General features: G+C 59.4%; 21 protein-coding genes. 6 read left to right on the forward strand and 15 right to left on the reverse strand.

What is annotated here, in order from left to right:
* Positions 1–9: 9 nt before the first annotated feature.
* Together ATN00_RS17390 and ATN00_RS17395 are read right to left on the reverse strand one after the other, a co-directional pair.
* On the reverse strand, positions 10–405 hold the full coding sequence (locus ATN00_RS17390; protein ID WP_062066945.1) for a carboxymuconolactone decarboxylase family protein: 396 nt from the start codon (positions 403–405) through the stop codon (positions 10–12).
* A 177-nt stretch (positions 406–582) separates the two neighbouring features.
* Entirely contained in the window at positions 583–1911 is a 1329-nt protein-coding gene (locus tag ATN00_RS17395) for a spinster family MFS transporter (RefSeq protein ID WP_062066948.1), read from the reverse strand.
* A 144-nt stretch (positions 1912–2055) separates the two neighbouring features.
* Between ATN00_RS17395 and ATN00_RS17400 the strand changes: the two genes are divergently transcribed.
* Positions 2056–2328 (forward strand): PRC-barrel domain-containing protein, encoded by a 273-nt coding sequence (locus ATN00_RS17400; RefSeq protein WP_062066950.1) that lies wholly within the window; start codon positions 2056–2058, stop codon positions 2326–2328.
* Between the two features lie 71 nt (positions 2329–2399).
* Complete coding sequence (locus ATN00_RS17405; protein WP_062066954.1) at positions 2400–3029, forward strand: TetR family transcriptional regulator; 630 nt, start codon at positions 2400–2402, stop codon at positions 3027–3029.
* A 3-nt stretch (positions 3030–3032) separates the two neighbouring features.
* On the opposite strand, the gene ATN00_RS17410 is transcribed toward ATN00_RS17405, so the two are convergent.
* The 12 genes from ATN00_RS17410 to ATN00_RS17465 all read right to left on the reverse strand — a co-directional run bounded on the left by ATN00_RS17410 (position 3033) and on the right by ATN00_RS17465 (position 14107).
* Positions 3033–3515 carry a VOC family protein gene (locus ATN00_RS17410; protein WP_231746318.1) on the reverse strand — a complete coding sequence of 161 codons (483 nt, stop codon included), beginning with the start codon at positions 3513–3515 and terminating at the stop codon, positions 3033–3035.
* A gap of 47 nt (positions 3516–3562) precedes the next feature.
* Complete coding sequence (locus ATN00_RS17415; RefSeq protein WP_062066959.1) at positions 3563–4831, reverse strand: hypothetical protein; 1269 nt, start codon at positions 4829–4831, stop codon at positions 3563–3565.
* On the reverse strand, positions 4828–5607 hold the full coding sequence (locus tag ATN00_RS17420) for an SDR family NAD(P)-dependent oxidoreductase (RefSeq protein WP_231746319.1): 780 nt from the start codon (positions 5605–5607) through the stop codon (positions 4828–4830). Before ATN00_RS17420 ends, ATN00_RS17415 begins: the two co-directional genes overlap by 4 nt.
* Positions 5608–5625: 18 nt before the next feature.
* Positions 5626–6813, reverse strand: a complete 1188-nt coding sequence (locus ATN00_RS17425) for a sulfotransferase family protein (RefSeq protein WP_062066964.1) — start codon at positions 6811–6813, stop codon at positions 5626–5628.
* 119 nt (positions 6814–6932) lie between these two features.
* Complete coding sequence (locus ATN00_RS17430) at positions 6933–8063, reverse strand: phosphotransferase family protein (RefSeq protein ID WP_062066967.1); 1131 nt, start codon at positions 8061–8063, stop codon at positions 6933–6935.
* 2 nt (positions 8064–8065) lie between these two features.
* Positions 8066–9148, reverse strand: coding sequence for a TIGR03857 family LLM class F420-dependent oxidoreductase (locus ATN00_RS17435; RefSeq protein ID WP_062066970.1), 1083 nt, complete (start codon positions 9146–9148; stop codon positions 8066–8068).
* 60 nt (positions 9149–9208) lie between these two features.
* Complete coding sequence (locus ATN00_RS17440; protein ID WP_062066972.1) at positions 9209–9664, reverse strand: nuclear transport factor 2 family protein; 456 nt, start codon at positions 9662–9664, stop codon at positions 9209–9211.
* Positions 9665–9676: 12 nt separating this feature from the next.
* The gene (locus tag ATN00_RS17445) at positions 9677–10870 is read right to left on the reverse strand and encodes a DUF1214 domain-containing protein (protein ID WP_062068950.1); all 1194 of its coding nucleotides are present in this window, start codon (positions 10868–10870) and stop codon (positions 9677–9679) included.
* Positions 10871–10973: 103 nt separating this feature from the next.
* Positions 10974–11738 carry a tyrosine-protein phosphatase gene (locus ATN00_RS17450; RefSeq protein WP_062066975.1) on the reverse strand — a complete coding sequence of 255 codons (765 nt, stop codon included), beginning with the start codon at positions 11736–11738 and terminating at the stop codon, positions 10974–10976.
* A gap of 4 nt (positions 11739–11742) precedes the next feature.
* Entirely contained in the window at positions 11743–12255 is a 513-nt protein-coding gene (locus ATN00_RS17455; RefSeq protein WP_062066978.1) for a VOC family protein, read from the reverse strand.
* A gap of 63 nt (positions 12256–12318) precedes the next feature.
* Positions 12319–13104 carry an SDR family NAD(P)-dependent oxidoreductase gene (locus ATN00_RS17460; protein ID WP_231746320.1) on the reverse strand — a complete coding sequence of 262 codons (786 nt, stop codon included), beginning with the start codon at positions 13102–13104 and terminating at the stop codon, positions 12319–12321.
* Positions 13105–13228: 124 nt separating this feature from the next.
* On the reverse strand, positions 13229–14107 hold the full coding sequence (locus tag ATN00_RS17465) for a helix-turn-helix transcriptional regulator (RefSeq protein WP_062066984.1): 879 nt from the start codon (positions 14105–14107) through the stop codon (positions 13229–13231).
* Between the two features lie 152 nt (positions 14108–14259).
* Between ATN00_RS17465 and ATN00_RS17470 the strand changes: the two genes are divergently transcribed.
* From ATN00_RS17470 to ATN00_RS17480, 3 genes are all read left to right on the forward strand, one after another.
* The gene (locus ATN00_RS17470; RefSeq protein WP_062068951.1) at positions 14260–15549 is read left to right on the forward strand and encodes a sulfotransferase family protein; all 1290 of its coding nucleotides are present in this window, start codon (positions 14260–14262) and stop codon (positions 15547–15549) included.
* A gap of 87 nt (positions 15550–15636) precedes the next feature.
* Complete coding sequence (locus ATN00_RS17475) at positions 15637–15954, forward strand: 2Fe-2S iron-sulfur cluster-binding protein (protein ID WP_062066988.1); 318 nt, start codon at positions 15637–15639, stop codon at positions 15952–15954.
* Between the two features lie 39 nt (positions 15955–15993).
* Entirely contained in the window at positions 15994–16497 is a 504-nt protein-coding gene (locus ATN00_RS17480; RefSeq protein ID WP_062066990.1) for an ester cyclase, read from the forward strand.
* Positions 16498–16529: 32 nt separating this feature from the next.
* Here ATN00_RS17480 and ATN00_RS17485 read toward each other — a convergent pair whose 3' ends face one another.
* Positions 16530–17183 carry a TetR/AcrR family transcriptional regulator gene (locus ATN00_RS17485; RefSeq protein ID WP_231746321.1) on the reverse strand — a complete coding sequence of 218 codons (654 nt, stop codon included), beginning with the start codon at positions 17181–17183 and terminating at the stop codon, positions 16530–16532.
* Positions 17184–17260: 77 nt separating this feature from the next.
* Here ATN00_RS17485 and ATN00_RS17490 point away from each other — a divergent pair, with 77 nt between their 5' ends.
* Positions 17261–18199, forward strand: a complete 939-nt coding sequence (locus ATN00_RS17490) for a Rieske (2Fe-2S) protein (RefSeq protein WP_062066995.1) — start codon at positions 17261–17263, stop codon at positions 18197–18199.
* The last annotated feature ends 14 nt before the right edge of the window (positions 18200–18213 follow it).

Consider the following 18213-nt stretch of genomic DNA (forward strand, 5'->3'; position numbering starts at 1 on the left):
TTGACCTTATCAGCCAGCTGCGGCGCTGCGCTCCTTACGCCGCGCCTTGGCGGCTTCAATCCCCCGGAACAGAGCGGTCGTATTGCCCGCCCCGGCATAGAACAGCATGAAGAGCGGAATGAAATCCAATTCCTCATCGGTCAATTCGCCGTTGATGAGAGCACCGTTCATCTGAATTTCCACCAGATCGGGCCGCCCCAGCATCGCAGTCGCGCCCAGCACCATCAGACGCTTTTCCCGCATGGACAGGATATCGCTCGCCCATAGATTGGCGAACTGATTGCCAACGATTTCCTGATTGAAGGAAGAATCGCGATACGGGCGGGTCATCTCGGAAGAGCCAGGTCCATAAACTTTATCGAATACTTCCAGCCCCTTCTGCCACTGAGCTTCATCAATACTCATATTTTTTCTCCTATTACATCTGCAAGGCCGATGACTGCATGATCAGTCCGTCGGGCCAGTTCAATCACCGGCCAAACAATGTCGTATAATCGACAGGCCAGGAAAATTGCATAGCCATGGTGCCCCCGCCATCCCATCAGGAAGGCATTGGCCGACCCTCGACGACTTTATCGTCTTTCACGATGCATTTGCTTCGAGGGGGAGATTCTTTGCGGCGAAAACATAGTGAAGAACCGCGATCAGCAGCACCAATGCACAAAGCTGCATGCTCATTTGCAGGCCGTCCGCAGCTGCCGAAAGACAGGCTGCCGCCGGCCGCATGTTCCCTGAAGCGAGGCAATCGACGGCATAATTTCCTTTATAGAGAAAGGCGGCGAGACGATCGCTGAGATAACCCAGCACAACCGACCCCAGCCCCAGTCCGGCCACCGTTTGGCCAAAGGAATGAAGTGCTGCGGCAGATGCCCGCATGCGCGGTTCGACTAACGACTGCGTAATGGTCATGATTGCCGGGGTGAAAGCGTAAAGCAAAGCGGTCGCTACGAAGAGAAAGCCAACCAGCCATCGCCAATCCGATTGATGAATGGCAAGCAGATAGAAAGGCAAAGCCAATCCCACCGCTATTGCAGGCGCCCAACCGCCCCAACGTATATTGCGCCGGATCAGGCGCCCGATCAGATAGCCGCCGCTGACCTGCCCGACCATCGTTGCCAGGCTGAAAGATAGTGCGAACACAAGGCCCGCCTGACCGAGGGGCAGGTCAAAGCGACGGACCAGCAAAGGGATCAGGAACAGATTGGTGCCGAATCCGACCAGGCCCACAAAGCCGCTGCCGAAAGTCAGATGCAGGAATGCGGGTGAACGCGCCAGTCGCCGCAGGACCATGCCGAAGGGTGGCGTATCGGCGCGGTCGCCCGCATCCTTACGTTCCGGTTCAGCGATGGTGGCGAGCAGTAGCAGCGCCAGCAGGATGCCCGGCAATCCGACCGCAACGAGCGCAAGTCGCCAACCGAAAGCCTGCGCCACTGCGCCGCCGGCAACCGCTGCTATCGCGCCGCCCAGCGGAACGCCCAATGCTATGAGCGAAAAGACAACAGCACGGCGGCCAGCATCGAACCGGTCAGAGATCATGGAGACGAGCGCAGGCGTAAAGCCCGCTTCACCCACGCCCACGCCCATGCGGCACAGCAATAGCTGGAAATAGCTGCCCGCCACACCCGACAGTGCCGTCATTAACGACCAAAGCATCGTCACCACTGCGATGATCCGCACTCGGCTATAGCGCTCTGCCAATCGTGCCAGGGGAATGCCCAGCACAGCATAGAAGAGCGAGAAGGCCAGGCCGCCGAGCATTCCAAGTTGAAGATCGCTCAGCCGAAGATCATGGCGAATCGCCTCTCCCACTACAGCAATGATGGTGCGATCGATAAAATTGAACATATAGATCGCGCCGAGCAGCAACAGGAACCATCGGTCACGCGCCCCAAAGCCGCTGGTATCACTCATTGCCCCTCCCATTGCCGTCCGGCCGTTTTCCCCATGCATCCGAGACAAATAGAACAACTTCTTTCCGATGTGTATCGGTTTTCTCTTGAAACGATCCTTTCACTACGCCAACAGACTGATATCTTCGACAAAGGGATTCTCTATATGAAGACGATCATCATCGCGCTGACGGCCTTGGGCCTGGCGGCACCCGCATTGGCTCAGGCACCGGCAGTAGAGCGTAATGAAGCGATCTATTCCGCCGATGGCACCAAGATTGGCAAGGTCGATCGCGTATTGACGGCAGGTGACGGCGCGGTGGCCGCTGTGCGCGTCATCTATCGCGGCAAGTTCATTACCATCCCCGCGACCACGCTGAGCGCCGGTGAAAAGGGCGTCACGACCAGCATGTCGAATGCGGAACTGAAGAAGCTGTGATCCACTTGCCCCGCAGCCCGATTTGGCTGCGGGGCATGGACCCTTACCGCTCATCCCCTTAAAGGGAAGGCATGAGGGCAAATCAAAAACCGCCTGCACGGGCCTCCCGGCGTGGCCGGCCGCCGCAATCCGAAGGCCCGGCGCTTGATCGCGGTCGGCTGATCGCGACCTTGCTCGATATGGCTCGCTCGGGCGGCATAGAATCGCTTAATATCCGGCCCGTCGCGCAGCAACTGGGCGTGTCGCCGCGACTGCTCTACCACCATGTCCGCGACAAGCAGGAGATGCTCGGTCTGCTGACAGACGAAATCCTCCGTGATCGGATGCCCGATCTGTCCGCGCCAGACTGGGAAAGCCGCCTTCGCGGCATCGCCCGTGCGGTTCATCTGGCCTATCGCGATTTTCCAGGGTCCGCCGCCTTCATCCTGTCAAGGAGCGCCGACCGGCTGGAGCAACCCAACGCACTGGCGATACGCCAAGCGATCTTCACCGCACTGGACGAAGCTGGGCTGACGCAGCGACAGAGCGAAGAGATGCTCGTCATCTTTTCCGTCGTCATACTTGGCAATGTCGTGGTGGCGGAAAGCCTGAGCGACAATGACGCACGTTTGGCAATGCAGCGCGATGTGGTGGAAGCCGCCTTTACTCGCGCAACCGACATGCTCCTTGGCGCGATCCACGCCGCCACCGGTACGGCATGAAATTCAGGCGAGTTCGGCCATGGACCGGACCGGACGGCTTACCCCGTCCCATTGCTGATGGGCAGTGTGCATCCGTTCCAGTGAGGCTTCGATGGCGGGCGACATCTCCATCAGTTCGACATAGCCCCCATTGCCCGAACGCGTATCGAACAATGCGAACCTTTCGCCTGATGGCATCGTGCCGCTGAAGGCCATGGCGTAGCCTTCCCTCGACAGCCGCTCCACCCCCTCATCATAGGGAACGCGCAACATGACATGGTGATAGCCATCACCGTGGCGATCAAGCATCTCGGTAAAAACCGACGGCCCGTCATTCGTCTGCTGGAGGAGTTCAATCAGCAACCCGCCGGAAAAGCCGAACCCGACCTTCATGGCCACCTGGGTCGGCTCACCGCGATATATCTGGCCCGGCAGCACGGGCACGTCAAAAACGAAAAACGGGCCCGCGCCCATGACGCGCGTCCAATGATCGAGTGCGCTGTCCATGTCACGCACCACTTGGCATAGTTCCAAAATAGAACCCTTGGGTTGCATCATTTTTCTCCCCAGGTCGCGGCACCGGTCCGCAGGCCATGTTCACGAGCGCGATCGCGCAATTGCCTGCCCCGCTCGATCAGATCGACACGAGGGACTGCCGCGTCCACTTCGCGGTCGATAGCCGCAAGGTCGACGACCCGCACTTCGCGGATGAAGCTTGCCGGATCGGCACCTTCAGGAACGCCCTGCCAGCGCAGCAATACCCACCCCTCTCCCAATCCCGCCGTGTCGATCCAGTTAGCTATGCCCGGATCGACGCCCGCCACGACATAGCTGATCGTGCCATCGGCGGCAGGCGTGACCTGAGCGCTATTGAGGCTCACCATACGAAACATCGGATCAGGCGAGATCGTCCAGGGGTCCGCAATCTGGATGCCGGTATAGTAGCTCCCCGCAGGATCGATGGTGAGAAGTAATCCCTGCCCCTCGCCCAATGCAAAGCGTCCACCCGCAAGATAACCCCAGCCGCCATCCCGTCCATTGGGCCCAATCAGCCGATTGGGTTCGGGGTGCCCCAGAAAATCATTCTTGAAACCCGACCAGAAGGCGACCCACGCAGGTAGATCGTCGATGATGGATCGGGCGATCTCATCCTCATCGCGCTGACTCCAGGCTGATGGCGGGTCGAGACGGCGGACACTCACCTCCGCCGGTACTTGCCGCCAATCACGCTGACTGTCACGGGTATAGACCTGAATCCGCGCGCCCGGTTCGGTCCGTAAATGAGTCGGTCCACCCTCGTCGGGGCCTATCGTCACCGTCACCCGTCCGTCGCTGTCGCAAAAGGGCCGTAATTGTTGCAGCGTCAACGCCCCCAGATTGCGGCCAAGGCCTGCATGGTGCTCCGGTTCGACCTCTGCAACGATGCTGAATTGCGGCGGGTCGACGGAAAAGCGGATGTCCACTGCATATTGTCCATCGCCGTCAATCGGGATCTCGCGGTTGAAATTATCGGGATTGTCGATCGCCACTGCCGCGCCGGAATAGATATGTCCGAACCAGTTCCGGGGGGCATTGCTGATGTTCCAGACCACTTTGGGATCAGCGGAATCGCCATTGGCTTCGCGCATGGCAAGGCCCAACACCCATTGGTCAAGCGCTCGATCGAGGCCCAGCCGTCCATCGAGCGTTCCTCCAAGCGGATCGGCCAGAAGCATGAGACGCGCCTGTTCGCGCGCAGCGCGGATATCGGCGCGCTCAATCAAGCGCAGCGCTAACCGTTCGACCGCTGTCTGATCGTCAGTCCAGAGCGGATTGGCGATCATGAAATGGTGCCTACCCGACCACCCTCGGTGAAGATGGTGCTACCGGTCGTATAGCTGGAGGCATCGCCCGCCAGCAGGATCGCTGCGCCCACCGCCTCGTCCGCCGCGCCGAAGCGCTTGATGGCGTTGCGTTCGGCCAGGCCTAGCCCCTTATGAATATCCGCTTCCTGACCGTCGGGGCTCATCGACCCAACGCACAGGCAATTGATGCGGGTATGCGGTGCCTGTGACTTTGCCAGTTCGCGGACTAGGAACAACAAAGCCGCTTTCGACACGCCATAGGCGACGGCAGGCGGAATCGGGGTGAAACCACCACAGCTCTGAACCGAAATGATGCTGCCCTTGCCATGCCCCTTCATGTCAGCCTCGGTCAGCTCGGTCAGGCGCCAGGTCGCCATTACATTGACGTCCATCGCCGTTTTCCATACCTCGTCCGTATTCGCCCAAAGCCCGCCATCGGCTGCATAGACCACACCAGCCGCGGCATTATTGAACACGATATGGATGGGACCGAAGGCGTCGCGCGCACCCGTTACCAGCCGTTCCAGATCGGCCTTCTCGCCCGCATCGGCCGCAATGGCTATCGCCTTGCCGCCGCCCGCCGCGTTGATCTCCTCCGCGATCCGGTCAAGCCGGTCTTGTGAGCGGGCAGAGATGACGACATTAGCACCCAGTTCGGCATAGGCCTTGGCAACATGTTTCCCTACACCCGGCCCAACGCCGGTCAGAATGGCGGTACGCCCATCAAGGCGGAAGCGATCGAGAACGCTCATCATGCTACTCCTGAAAAACGGTCACGCGCGGCCCAGCAAATGGCCGTAGCGATCATAATAGTCGGAAAGGCGCGCATGAACCTCGTCAGCATCGATGCCGAAATGCTCGGGGCTATGCTTGTGCTTGCCGAGGCGGCTGGCGGCCGGATTATCGGTAAGGAACTGGCTGACGCGCGTACGATGTTCGTCGCTGAAAGGCAGGTTGAAGCGTTTGTAGATGCGCTCGACCGAACCCATGGGATCAGTAACAATGTCGGCATGGGCGAGATCGATGATCCGCGCCTCGATATCGGGACGGGTAGCGCGAGCGGCAGTCGCACGCGCCAGCGCCGCACTCCAGGTATCGAACACCGAACGGCCTATCGCCTTGTCATCCTGGGGGGCGCCGACGGCCGCGAGGAAGCCCGATATCATGCTGGCGAGGGAGGAGAAGGTCTTCACCGGATCACGGTGCGTCCACACCAGCATTGCGCCGGGATAGGCTTCCACCAGGCCGGGAAGGTCCATGAGATGCTGCGGCGATTTCAGTGTCCAGCGCCCCTTCGGCCCTTTCCACTGATATTGCTGTAGCATCCGTTTATGGGTGCGATATTGCCCTTCCGGCACAGTTTTCTGCAACCAGCGGGCGAAATCCGGAACGCCCAGTTCTGCTGGGAAATTGGTGCTGGCGAAATGCAGCATCATGCCATGGTTGCACTCACCGGGCTGCGTGCAATCCATCCGCTGAATATCCGCCAGTTGCGGCGCATGTTTCAGCCAGTTTTCATAGATGGCCTGCACCTGTGCAATGCGCGGATCGCTGTCGAAGGTCGCTATTTCAGGAGCAGGCCAAGGAATATACCATTCCCATTCGCGCGGCGCACGCGAGGCGGGATCGAGGCAGAGCAGGTCATAGGTAATTGTCGTACCCGTGCGCGGCAGACCGCAGACGATCAACGGATCGCCCACTTCCTGTGTTACGATATCGGGATGCCGCTTCTCATCCTCGACATAGCGCAGGCGGGTTGAAAGCAGACCAACGATCTTGTGATGCGCGGTTTCCCGCAACTGGGCTGGCGGCTTCATCGCTTCGACCGCATCGACCAATCGCCGAAAACCCGTCATGAACGACAGGTCAGGACCAAAATCCGCCAAACCTGTCGCGGCACGCGCTTCGGCGATCAGCGCATCGGCCTTCAGAGGCTTCCGCTCCTCGACCCGCGCATTCATCGCCGTACCTCGACCAGCCGCCGCTTCATGACTCGCCTTCTCCTACATATTATTATTCCACACCGTGTATTTATTCAAACGAGGCGTCAAGCGATCAAACATATTTTATATCGACGGTTTCAGGCCGCCTTTTCCTCGACCGGCGTCAGATTCTTCATGAACGCTACGAAATCCGGCCCCAGTTCCGGGATAGGCAGGCCCATCTTTTCCGCCAGATAAAGCGTCATGAAATTATCATTGAGCGATTTGTTCGTCGCCGGGATGTTACCGATGCCAACCTGCCGATCAAACGCTCCTACCGCAACGAGCGCCATGCGGAGAGCGGCAACGATATCATAATAATCGAGATGTTCGGCCTTCTGTCCGCTCGCGGCTTCCCAGATGGCGATGGTCTCGTCCTTGCTCGGCAAGCCGTCCAGACGAGTTACGCCGAACCGTCGGCCGAACAGATCGTCGAAATAGAGCCACCATGCGAGATCCAGTTCCGCCGGCCCCAGCGCCGCGAGTTCCCAGTCGATCAGCGCATTGACGCTACCGTCGGCCGCGAACATGACGTTCGACGGCGTGGGATCGCCCCACAAAACATTCACATCCGCATCGGCGGGCATGTTTGCCCGCACATACGCCATTGCGGCATCGACGATCGGCATGGTGCGGCCACGTCCGGCTGCCTTATGCCATGCCTCCAGAGCTCCGACATATTGATCGAGTCCGGGCTTCCCATTTTGCGGCTGGACTAGAAATTCAAATCCGTCGCGCCAGTCAATCTTCGCCAGGCTGGCAAACGCGTTGATCGCATTCGTGAATGTCTGACGTCGCTGCTCCGGCGTCATGTCGACCAGCCAGCCCTCGAGATTATAGTTGGGTTTCTGCTTGGCGCATTCCCCCTCGACTTTTCCCATGACGAGAAAGGGCAGGCCAAGAATATCGGGATCGAGATGCATGCCGATCCATGGCGGCACGGGCAGGTCGCCGCGCGCGTCGAGTGCCGCCATCATCTTGCCCTGAAGCGCGAGGCTGCTGCCGAACACGACCTCCAGGTCCATCGGCTGGCGGCGCACCACCAGCGTCTGGCTCTGCGCTCCAGCCGGATCGACATAGTCGACATCGACAAAGAAGATGTCCGCCGAAAAGCCCGCCCCCAGCGTGACGTCGAGCGGATGGACCTGAATATCGCGCCAATCAGGCTTTTCGCTCGTCAGCCAGTTCTGCAACTGGGTTTTGATACGGTCAGGGGTCAATAGTTCCATGATTACAATCCCTTTGCCCCCAGCGCGCGCTTCAGTTCAGCGGTGAGCGGCCCCATGTCCTTGGGTGAAGAACCGTGAAGCAGGATCTCATCCGCGCCTGCATCAAGGAACCCCATCAACTGATCGGCGCATTGGGCGGCGGTCCCGACCGCAGCGCCCTCGTCCAGCCATTGCTGCGGAATGAGGCGGCTGACATCGACCAGTTCTTGCCGCGTATAGGCCTGATCGGCCGGCTTGCCATTAAGTCCCGCAATCTTGGGATGTGCGCGGATCTGTTCCAGCACCTTCTTGTCCCAGCCGTTGATGTCGACGATCAAATCGCCAAAGCCGGGCAGTTCGAAATAGGTGATGGCGCGGCCACCAACGACGGCTTCCTCCTCGTCCTTGGGCAGGTCGGGCGCAACGATGATATTATGGTAGATACGCACGGACATGGGATCGCGCCCGGCCTTTTCCGCCGCATCGCGGACGATCTTCGCACTATTCTTCACCCCCTGAGCCGACACGAAGGGATGCAGCAGCACACCATCACAATGCTCGCCGGCAAATTCCAGGCTCTTGGGACCGATGGCGGTGAAGATGATCGGCGGGGGCGTGCCCCCATGACGATCGGTCAGGTTGATCGCCGGAAACTTGCCCAGCACACCATCATAATCGACCTTTTCGCCCGCCCAGAGGCGGCGGCAAATGGAGATCAGGTCAGCCAACCGCTCCATGGTGATCGGCGGCGATCCCAACATCTTCATATAGGCAGGGACTGCGCGGGCAAACATCAAGCGGAAACGCTCGCCGCTCATCGCCTGCATCATGTCGGCTACGCTGGCGGTGACCAGCGGATGACGCATGGTCGCGTACATGGTGCCGGTGATACGGATCTTGGACGTCGCCTCGGCCACCGCACCGGCCAGCACCGCCGGTTCCTTCAGTGCATAGCGTTCCGAAATCCAGACGCAACCCAGACCGATCCTTTCGGCCTCTTTCGCTTCATCGATGCCACGGCGCGGATCATTGACCCGCCCCGGAAGGATATAGGTGCCGAACTTATCGAAAAGTGCCTGTGCGCCCGGCTCCACCGCTACCGTCATTCTCATGTCCTCTCAGATAAATGCCATTGCCTTGCCGCCCGGAGGACCATTGGCAACCTGTCAAAGGGCAGGTTCGGGATGCACCTCTACATAGAGGCGCGTGAGCTTGAGCGCGGCGATTTTCCACTGCCCATCCCGACGCACATAACGTTCGGTGTAATGGCCGAAACCGGTGATCGACTGGCCGCCCGGAATCGGGCATTTGCCTGGCGCCCAGACCACCCGATCCTGCATCGCCGTAATGACATCCGCCTCATCCCCGCGCAGGTCGATTTCCGATGAGTGGATCTGATGCGCCGATTGCGCGTCAATGACCGCGAAGCGCACTTGGTCGAGGATAGCGGCATGCCCGTTTATTGGCGGATTGCCGGTATCTTCTTCCACGTCCATCACGGCATCGGGCGTGAACAGGGTAATGAAACCGTCCCAATCCTTTGTGTCGAGCAGGCGGCAATAGCGCGCCTTCACATTGCGGATCGCCTCATAGTCGAGTAGCCTCGAAAGTTCTTCGCTCACAGTCCTCTTCCTTTACCAGATGATGCGGGTGTGCGCGCGGAGCGTACGCTCGCGGATTGCCTCGGCGCGCGCGTCCGGCTTCACCAGCACTGTATCGACAGGCAAATGACTTTGCACATCGGCGAGTTTTACCTTCTTCATCGTCGGCGTGGGCCGCTCATCGGTGTTGAACCAGCGCCCTTGCACCGCGCCGCTGGGATAGCCCGATGTATCGAGCCAGTTATGAACGCCCGGATCACCGGCCGAAATGACGGCACGGAAATAACCATCACTATCGATCACGGCCTGCGCTGCATTGAGGCTGGACTGATTATGATACCAATCCGTTGTCTCATAAAGTTCGTTGGTGAGGATCAGCGACCAATAGTCGACCTCCTTAGGAATCTTAACCTCAGTGATCAGCGCCTCGTCATCGGCCAGTTCATAGGCCCCTTCATAATAGGATTGCCGGGCAAGGCCCGTCATTTGCGAGAAGTCTACGACTTTCAGCGTGTTGATGAGACCCTCGTCCCGCAATTTCTGCACCTTGTCAGGAAAGGCCAGCGCACAAACGGTCGCCGTAGCGGGAATTTCGGCAAAGCGATGCGCCAATTCCGCCAGCGTCGGCCGTCCTTTGGCGGCTTTCTCCGCGTCCAGGCGCACGATACCGAAACGCGGCTCGCGTTCGATGCCCCAATCGCAGGCGACAATCCGCACCATCAGCTTTTCGGTCGCAGGCTTGAGTTCCCACCAATCCCCCTTGTGACCGGCAGGGCGTTGTGGAGACAGGATGACATCGAAGCTACCGTCCGAACCGATTTGAAGATCGTCGAAATCATTGGCGTCCTGCGCGGGATGATGCTGGCCGGTGCGTAGCGTATCCGGCCCAAGCTGGGCGAGGATCATCATCCGCGTCGTGCCGCGATCGCCCCGGATACGATATGTGCCGCCCTTTTCGATCAGCGCCGCCTTGTAGATCGTGTCGGCATTGGGCTGAAAGATATTCTGGCAAATGTTGAGTTCGGGCACGAAGATCGGGTGGCTACGGTCGTGCATGATCGCATCGTTCGTGGTTCGCAACACACCCGACAGCAGCAGACGCATCGATTCTTGCATGACATGCGGATCGCTACGCAGCCTTTCGGGGATGCGCTCGCGCATCAATTGGCCCAACGGGCGAAGCTGGTCCAGCAACTCTTCCCATTCGAAAATGCCAGTGTCGCTCATATCATTCTCCACCAATCTGGTTCGATCTACAGACCGCGCCAGCGCGCCGCCAGGCAGCAGAAGCCCGGCCAGCGTCGCGGACGCACCCACGCATATTTCCCGCCTAGTCCGTGGCAAGAAGCTGTCGCAGCGCTCCACGCTGTTGCCCATTCACGCCTGCCGCTTCGAAATAGTCGTCGATCCCGCCCCATTGAGTCGCGACCGTATCCAGCGCGCTCGCAAGGAAATCATCCTGCACGCCAATCAGCACAGCCACCATGTCATCGGGCGGCACAAAGCCGAAAGTCTTTTGCAGGTCGCTTTTCAAATGCCCTGACATACGCAAATTCTGGCCAAATATGTCGGATTTGCGATAATCTTCGACGATCACGGGGCGCGGCACGCCCAACAGGTCGAGGAACAGAGCGACGACGACGCCAGTTCGATCCTTCCCCGCCGTGCAATGTACCAGCATGGGCGTATCATGGGCCAGCAGCGCATCGACCATCACAGGCAAATGACGCAGAAAGGCCTGCGGCATCAGACCATAATTATGCGCCATCACCTCGGCGGCACGGGCAGCGGTCGGCTCGCGACCGAGCGATGTCCACATATCCTCACCCTGCGCGCGCAGATCGGTATTCATGTCGAGGTCGAGCATCCGGCAATCCGGACCGCACCAACCATGAGGGGCCGCGTCCCGCTCGATCTCCGATCGAAGGTCCGCCACTGCGCGAAAACCCAGGTCAGACAGCTCCGCATGATGATCTTCGACGAAACTGGCCGGACCTTCGGATCGGAACAATATGCCGGACCGGATTTGACCGCCCCGCCCGGTCGGCAGGCCGCCAATATCGCGGAAGTTGAGGCGGGACAGGGCGATGGTCATGCAGTCAGTCCTTTACTGGCGGATAGCTCGGCACCACGGCGCGCATTTGCGACAATAGGTCGGGCGACATCCAGACATGCTCGACATAATGGCCCAACGTAGCGCGCTCGTCGGTATAAATGTAGCGTAGCATGTCGCCCATGGCCCCTTCAAACACCACCGGATGCTTGTTCAGGTCGAGCGAGGCGATATGCGCGTCCCAATTGGCGAGCGCCCCGTCGATCCGGGTTGCGACATGATGAAAGCGGATCGCAAGGCCATCGCCAACAGGCAGGACGTCCTTGAATAGCGGCGCCGTGTCTCCGACAGGCTCGATCAGTTCAATCTCGACACCGCCCACCACTGCCAGCGCGATCTTCAGCACCTCTCTGCCAGCCGGATCTTCACCGGGCTGGATGTTCGACATCTCGAAGAAAGCTGGCGTATCATAGGCATCCCTGAACACGGCCATCGCCGCGTCGAGATCGTTGGTGACATAGGCAATCTGGCTATGCTGACTGTTGGGCCGAGCGAACATGCATTTCTCCTGATATTACCGGCAGATCGCTGTTAAAATCTCGGTGCGGCACCTGCCGGACGATCAGTTGGCGGACATCTTGCCGCCATCCACCACCAGCGTATCACCAGTGTGATAGGCGGACATGTCGCTCGCAAGATAAACAACCGCTCCCTCCAGATCGGCGGGCTTTCCGGCACGGCCCAGCGGAGCCTTGGCAGCGACTATGTCGGCAATTGCCTTGCCGAGTTCCGGGTCCGCAAAAGTCATCTCGGTTTCGATGAACCCCGGAGCAATCACGTTGCAGCGCACGCCGATCGGCCCAAGTTCAGCCGCCAGCGCTTTGGCCAGTGAGTTCAGCGCACCTTTCGCAATGCCATAATGCGCCATGGAGGGCACGCCCTGAAAGATGGAACCGCTGCCGCAGATGACAAGCGATCCGCCGGGATCGCCTGCTTCGGCACGCGCCTTCATATGCCTTGCGCCCTCACGCAAGGTAAAGACCGCCCCATCGAGATTTACGTCAATCAGCTTGCGATAGGTGGCGACGTCCATGTCCGTAAATGCAACCCGGCTGGCAATACCGGCATTGGCAACCACCGTGTCGATCCGGCCCATGGCTTCGAGCGCGCGCGCAAAGCCCGCAACAATATCCGGTTCGCTGGAGACATCGACGACATCGGCGAATACGCGCACGCCATAGGCGCGCAGGGCCTCCGCCGCCTCTTCATTCTTATCGGCGCGACGTCCCCAGAGAACAACATCACTGCCGGCACGGGCCAGACCACGGGCAAAGCCGAATCCCAGCCCAGAATTAGCGCCTGTGACCAAAGCCACCTTGCCACTAAGGTCGAACAGGTTTTCCGGCACATCCACTCTCCCAATGACCGCCAATGAGGCGGAACTTTAACGCAACATTGCTGACGGACGCACTTGTCGACAAGCCGGGCGACTTTCGTGATCGCGCCAATGCCATCGCGAAACGGCCCTGCCGCTAATGGAGCATGGCTTCGCGGAACTGCCGTGGCGTAAATCCGGTAGCCTTGCGAAAAGCCGCGGAAAAGGCCGCCGCGCTGTCGAAGCCGCAGTCCCAGGCGATCACCTTTATTGCAGGGCCGGGCTGACGCAATAATTGCTTGGCCCGGCCGATCTTGCGGTCGGTGACGTAGCTCGTAAGTGTCTGGCCTGTGGCAGTCTTGAACTGGCGAAAGAAATGGCGCGTGGAAAGGCCGCATTCCGCCGCCAGTTCCGCAACGGAAGGTGGCTTGCCCGGCTGCTCGATCCGTTCGTTGATATATTGAAGCTTGGAGCGGGACAGGCCACTGACCCGCATTTCACCTTCTCCACCGGAGAAACGCAGATAGCGCTGCAATTCGATCGCGGTCTGAACCCATATCGCCTGAGCCAATATCTCGCTGCAAAACCCCGGCTGCGCGATCTCGCTGGCAATGCGCCGCAACGCATCACGCACGGCTGGACTGCGAACGTCGAGCGAAGCCTGCAACGCGTCGCAGGACAAGTCCGGCTCGTCATTATCGAATCCCGACCCATCGAAACCGCAGCAAATCGACGTCTGCTCGCCCTCTCCCCATTTGGTATGAAGCTCGCTTCCAGCCGGCACGAAAAGCACATCGCCCAGAGCGTTCGCTCCGCCTTCAATCATCCCGCCATAACCACCGCAGGGCTGGCCGGGGCGGGGGGACAGCGCCAGATCCAGAAAGCTTCGCGGTGACGAAAAAATAGCGCCCTGCTGACCGCGAAAACGATAATGATGCAGTTCCATTACGACGCCGGGCAGCGCGATCCTTCCCTTGACCGTGCACTCCATGGCCGGAGTGACCGGCAGATCATAGACCTGGGAAACTGGGTTCATCCATCCTCTCCGAACGGTTCTGCCTACCGCAACATGATCGACGCGCAGCATGGCATTATGGCACGGTATTTGGCGCAGCCGCGATGGCGGCGCACCTTGCCGAAGAGAGGGTCGGCGTTTTTAATTGGCGCATCAAATGCAAGGAGAGCGATATGGGCAGTCCCGCGCAGGAAAAGGCCGCGCGCCAGAATATCATCGATATTACCGACCTTCATCATCCCGTGCTGACCGATGTTCAGAAGCAGGTGATGGCCGGGGCGGAAGCGGCGGCGGATCAGATCGTCTTTCAACCGGAAATCATCCTGGGTGCGGCACAGGCGCAGACGAGCTTGTCGGATTTCGGCGCGGACGATTTTCGCGAGCGGCTGGCCATATGGTGCCAGGCCATAGACGAGGACGGCAATGCCTCAGCCGTCACGCGCGCCAATCTGTTCCAGATGATGATCCGCTATGCCGCGACCCGCTTGCGGATCGAAGACATCGTGAAGCGCCATCCGGAAATATTGGATATCCAGATCGACCGGCCGATCATCGTAGCGGGCCTTCCACGATCGGGCACCACCCATCTGCTCGGCCTGTTGTCGGCCGATCGCCGCTTTCGCTCGCTGCCCTGGTGGGAAGCGATCGCGCCGGTCCCCGCGCCCGACGAAATCCCCACCGCAGAGGACGACAATCCCCGCTGGACCAAGGCGGAACATGGCTGGCGGATGATGGAATCCATCCTGCCTTATATGGCGATCATGCATGAATTTTCGCCCGACCATATCAGCGAGGACATCGAGCTTCAGGCACCCGACTTTTCCTCCTATCTGATCGAGTGGCTGGCATTGGTGCCGCGCTGGCGCGACTATTATCTGAGCCACGATCAGTCGGGCACCTATGCCTATCTGAAGAAATGCCTTCAGGTGCTGACATTCCTGAATGGCCCGAACCGCTGGGTCATCAAATGTCCGCAGCATATGGAGCAGTTGCCTGCGCTCTATAAGACTTTCCCGGACGCCACCTTCGTCCTGACCCACCGCGATCCAGTCGGCTCGATCCGGTCTCAGCTCACCATGTACACCTATGCCGCACGGATGTTCCGCAAGAAGATCGATATTCAGGAACCGCTCGGCTACTGGCCCGACCGCTATGAAAAGCTGCTCCGCGCCTGTGTTCGGGATCGCGACATCCTCCCTCCGGACCAGACGATCGACGTCTATTTTCACGAATGGATCAGGAATCCCGATCCTATCCTGAAAGAAATATACCGCATCGCCGACATTCCACTGACCGATCAGGCACTGGCCGATCTGCACAGCTATCTGGCCGAGCATGGCGAGCAGGCCAAGGGGAAGATCGTCTACGATCTGGAACGCGATTTCCACGTGACGGGAGAGGAGCTACGCCAGCCCTTCGCCTTCTATTTCGATCGCTTCCCGGTTCAGGTCGAAGTCAAATAGCCGATCCCGCGACCTGCCTTTCGACAGGAGGGAAGTCGGGGCGGCACGATTAGGAGGGCTCAATCTCGATTCCAGCAGAGGAACGTCATGCCTGAATTGAACGTCATCACTCGCGACGGCGCCCAGCAGATTATCAATGCAACCGCCGATGTCTCGGTGATGGAAGCCATTCGCGATGCCGGCTTCGATGAGTTGCTGGCACTATGCGGCGGCTGCTGTTCCTGCGCCACCTGCCATGTCTATGTCGATCCGGCCTTCGCAGCATCCCTGCCCCCGGTGTCGGACGACGAAAGCGATTTGCTGGATGGATCGCCGCATCGCAACGACTATTCGCGCCTGTCCTGTCAGGTCGTGATGACGGACGCTCTATCAGGCCTTACGGTCACCATAGCGCCCGAAGACTGAGTTTTTTGCCCCCAACCTTTAGTGAATGAGAGGATTATCGTGGCCTGGAAAGAACCTATTCGTGATCAGCTTGACGTGTCGGGATCGACCGTGCTCACCGACAAGCAGAAGAAGATGGTCAAGCACTGGACCGATCTGCAGGAAACCCTGAACGCAGGCGATTTTGATGGGATGGATCGCTTCTTCCATCCCGATTTTCGCTATGGAAATCCAAATCGACCGGATCTGGGCACGTATGAGCAGTGGAAGACCTCGCCGGTCGCGCTCTACAAAACCTTCTTCCCCGCCGCCTACAAGACCATCGACGCGGTCGGCAAGGGCGACGATGAAATCTGGATCTACGCCACCCACTACTGCAAGCATGTCGGTGGTCCCTATATGGGCGTGCAGCCCACCGGCAACGAGTTTCAGGTCAACTGGTTCTCGATCGTCAAGTTCAAGGACGACAAGATCGTCAGCATCTTCAGCATTTCCGACGTGTTGACCATGCTCAAGGACATCGGTGTCGTTGAAGTGCCGCAGCCGGTCGATCCATATAAATAAGCCTCTCTGGATTGCCGCCCTCCTTCCGCCAGTCAAACGACAGGCGGAAGGAGGGCGGCAAGCAGAAAAGCCGCCAGGCGCTCTGCCTGCCGTACTGCGTGGGCATCATCCACTTCATGCCCCGCTCCCAACCGTTGCTGCATCGGCACGGCACAGAAATAATAGCCAACCCCCTGCACCAACAGCGCCATCAGCGCCGCCGTCGACAGGCCATCAACCGGCCGCTGCAACCGCACCGCGTCCAACAGACTGTCGAGCCGCCGCTGGAATGGCAGCACGAAATGTTCGACAATATGGTCGAGTCGCCAGGTGGAGCGACAACCTTCGACATTGGTGAGCGATACGATGTCGCCATTGCGCGTGGCCCACAGGCAAAAGCGCTGGATCAAGTGGCGCAACCGCACTTCCGGATCGGCGCGTTCATCGAAGGCGGTTTCAACGAAAGGCGATGCCTGGGCCATGCGCCAGTCGACCGCGCGTATCCACAGATCCTCTTTCCGGCCGAACCGGACATTCAGCAGATTATGGCTGACCCCCAACCGCTTCGAGAGGTCGCGTAACGTCGTCCCCTCATAGCCCCGTTCCGCAAAGGTCGCAAAGGCCAGCCCCAGCAACTTGTCCTCATCCACCGCCTGCTTGGCATTGAGCGCGGGACGGCCGCGAGCACGCTGAGGTCGATCAAGCATCAATTGATCCATAGTGAAAAACGTTGACATATAAATTGTCATCCGTCAATTTAATCGAAAGGAGATTGGATTGCCTTATGAGTCTCGATTCTGATTTGTGGTGGGCCGTCGCACGGTCTGAGGAAGTAACCTCCGAAAAGCCGCTATCCGTCGATATCGGCGACCAGCCTGTTGTGCTGTGGCGCGACAATCAGGGCATTGCCCGCGCGCTGGAAGACCGCTGCCCGCATCGCCGCGCACCGCTGTCGCTGGGTTGCATCCGCGACAATGGATGGATTCAGTGCGGCTATCATGGCTGGAGCTATGACGGTGAATCGGGACGCCTGAAGGAAATCCCGAACATGAAGGATCAGCAGAAATTTCCGCCGATCTACAAGGCCAATGCCTTTGGCGTCAGCGAACAGGGCGGCTTCGTTCGGGTCTGCCTCAATCCCAAGGCGGAAGCGCCGCTGCGCGCCGACCCCAAATATACCTATTGCGGTACGGTGAACGTCAGTTGCAGCCATCAGGAATATTTGAACGCCCTCTACGATGATCCGAACCTCATCATCTCGATCCGGGGCGTCCACTTCAGCTCCTATCTGATGTCGGAATTGCACGAAGAAGGCGGACTGCTGGTGATGGAACGCAACTGCCAGTGGCATCCGTTGCACTGGCCGTCGCATTTCGTCGCGGAATTCCCTCTTACCCTGCTGACGCGGACCCATCCGCTGACCGGCGAAACCCAGCTGACGCTGCGCGATGAGCAGTTCAACGAATTGCTCCACGCCGTTCTCTCCCCCGTGCCTTCGGCACGCGGCGTGACGGCCGTCCGCTGGCGCGCTGAACTGGGCGTTCGCCATCCGGGGCTGCGCGGCGCCGTGCTGCGCGGGATCAATCCGCTGTCGGTGCTGTCTTCGGTCGACGGAACGAAACTCCGCGTCACGAAACCCACTGTCTCACTGCATGGCGAGGATTTACGCAACGCGATGCTGGAAGGCTCGCCAGTGACCAATGATCAGACCGTAGCGGCCTGAAGGAGGATTTGAAG

Source organism: Sphingobium baderi, from assembly GCF_001456115.1.
Classification (GTDB): Bacteria; Pseudomonadota; Alphaproteobacteria; order Sphingomonadales; family Sphingomonadaceae; genus Sphingobium; species Sphingobium baderi_A.